The sequence below is a fragment of the Allobosea sp. 05T422_2 genome (assembly GCF_056396265.1).
The window spans coordinates 1-2,416 of record NZ_JBFTLD010000464.1 but is presented as its reverse complement, the minus strand read 5'-3'; the positions used below and the strand labels follow the sequence as shown (position 1 = coordinate 2,416).

The 2,416-nt window shown below is 65.3% G+C and carries 2 protein-coding genes and 1 pseudogene; all 3 read left to right on the top strand.

Annotated elements, in window-relative coordinates; translation table 11 throughout:
• Positions 1-168: pseudogene (locus AC1DJT_RS36130) on the top strand (CoA-binding protein); the annotation flags it as partial.
• A 25-nt stretch (positions 169-193) separates the two neighbouring features.
• Positions 194-1,444 (top strand): FAD-dependent oxidoreductase, encoded by a 1,251-nt coding sequence (locus AC1DJT_RS36125; RefSeq protein WP_476835998.1) that lies wholly within the window; start codon positions 194-196, stop codon positions 1,442-1,444.
• A gap of 45 nt (positions 1,445-1,489) precedes the next feature.
• Positions 1,490-2,416, top strand: a 927-nt coding sequence (locus AC1DJT_RS36120; RefSeq protein WP_476835997.1) for an aminotransferase class V-fold PLP-dependent enzyme, incomplete at its 3' end; no start/stop codon positions are given.

Here is a 2,416-nt window from a genome sequence, read left to right as displayed (position 1 = left end):
GCCAAGGGCCTTACCGTGATCATGAACCGCTGCCCGAAGATCGAGTATGGCCGGCTCTCCGGCGAGATCGGCTGGCAGGGCATCAACTCGCGCATCATCTCGAACAAGAAGCCGCAACTGGCCGGCAAGGGCTTCCAGAAATTGTCGATCGACCGGCCCGGGACCTGACCAGGCCATCCCCAGGAGAACGGCGATGCGCGAGGAAACGACCACTTGCTGCATCGCCGGAGGCGGCCCCGCCGGGATGATGCTCGGTTTCCTGCTCGCGAGAGCCGGAATCGAAGTCACCGTGCTGGAGAAGCACGCCGATTTCCTGCGGGATTTCCGCGGCGACACGATCCACCCTTCGACACTCGAGCTGATGCATGAACTCGGATTGCTCGAGGCCTTCCTGAAGCTGCCGCACAGCAAGGAAGACCATATCGTCGCCCGCTTCGGAGACGACGAGATCACGCTCGCCGATTTCAGCCATTTGCCGGTCAAGGCTCCCTATGTCGCCTTCATGCCGCAATGGKATTTTCTCGATTTCCTGGCGGAACGGGGACGCGAGCAGCCCTCCTTCCATCTGCGGATGCAGACGAAGGCCGAGGGACTGATCAAGCAGAACGGGCGTGTGGCCGGCGTCGCGGCCATGGCGCCCGACGGCCCGCTTTCGATCAGGGCCGATCTCGTGGTTGCGGCCGACGGGCGCAGCTCCGATCTGCGCGCGGCGTCTGGCCTCCCGGTGAAAGTGCTCGGCGCGCCGATGGACGTGCTCTGGTTCCGGCTGTCGCGCAGCAAGAGTGATCGCAACCAGACATTCGGCCAGGTCGCGGGCGGCCGGTTCTTCATCATGCTCAATCGCGGCGACTACTGGCAATGCGCCTTCATCATCCCCAAGGGTTCGCTGGAATCCTTGCAGGTCCGGGGCATGCGGGCCTTCCGGGACGGTGTCGTCGCGCTCTCGCCCTTTCTCAAGGACCGGATAGCGGAGCTGCGCAGCTGGGACGACATCAAGCTGCTCTCGGTCGCGGTCGATCGCCTGACGCGCTGGTGGAAGCCCGGCCTGATCTGCATCGGCGACGCTGCGCATGCGATGTCCCCGATCGGCGGTGTTGGGATCAATCTGGCGGTGCAGGATGCCGTCGCAACGGCCAACCTGCTGGCAGCGCCGCTCCGCGAGAGGCGGCTGACGGATACCGCGCTCGCAGCCGTGCAGCATCGCCGTGAATTCCCGGCAAAACTCACCCAATCCATGCAGATCGCCATCCAGAACCGGGTGATCACGCCGCTGCTCGCCAGCCGCGGACCGGTGGCGCCGCCGCTGCCGCTGCGCCTCCTGCAGCGCTTCCCGCTGCTGCGCCGCCTGCCGGCACGGCTGATCGGCCTGGGGATCAGGCCGGAGCATATCGGCCCCGCTCTCAGGCCCGTCCGGCCGATTGACGCCGCACAGAGCGTTCGTTAAATCGAACGGGACCGTTTCACGATCAGAATTTGCAGGGAGCACGCCATGTCAGACCGCTCACCGGGTTTCCATACGCTCGCCATTCATGCCGGTGCAGCGCCTGATGCAGCCACCGGCGCGCGCGCCACGCCGATCTACCAGACGACATCCTTCGTCTTCGACGATGTCGACCACGCCGCATCGCTGTTCGGCCTGCAGGCTTTCGGCAACATCTATACGCGGATCGGCAACCCGACCAACGCGGTGCTCGAGGAGCGCGTCGCCGCGCTCGAGGGCGGCACTGCGGCGCTCGCCGTCGCATCCGGCCACGCCGCCGAGTTCCTCTGCTTCCACGCCCTGCTGCAGCCGGGCGACGAGTTCGTCGCCGCGCGCAAGCTCTATGGCGGCTCGATCAACCAGTTCAACCATTCCTATAAGAATTTCGGCTGGAATGTGATCTGGGCCGATTCCGACGATCTTGAGAGCTTCGCCGCCGCGGTGACCCCGCGCACCAAGGCGATCTTCATCGAGTCGATCGCCAATCCGGGCGGGGTGATCGTCGACATTGCCGGCGTCGCGGCCATCGCCAAGAAGCACAACATTCCGCTCATCGTCGACAACACGATGGCGAGCCCCTACCTGATCCGCCCGTTCGAGCACGGCGCCGACATCATCGTGCATTCCGCCACCAAGTTCCTGGGCGGGCACGGCAACTCGATCGGCGGCCWGATCGTCGATGGCGGCTCGTTCAACTGGGTGGGCGACGAGCGCTACCCGATGCTGTCCAAGCCGCGGCCGGAATATAACGGCATGGTGCTTGGCGAGACCTTCGGCAATTTTGCCTTCGCCATTGCGACCCGCGTGCTCGGCCTGCGCGACATGGGCCCGGCGCTCTCGCCCTTCAATGCCTTCATGATCCTGACGGGCATCGAGACCCTGCCGCTGCGCATGCAGCGCCACTGCGAGAGCGCACTCGCCGTCGCAAAGCACCTC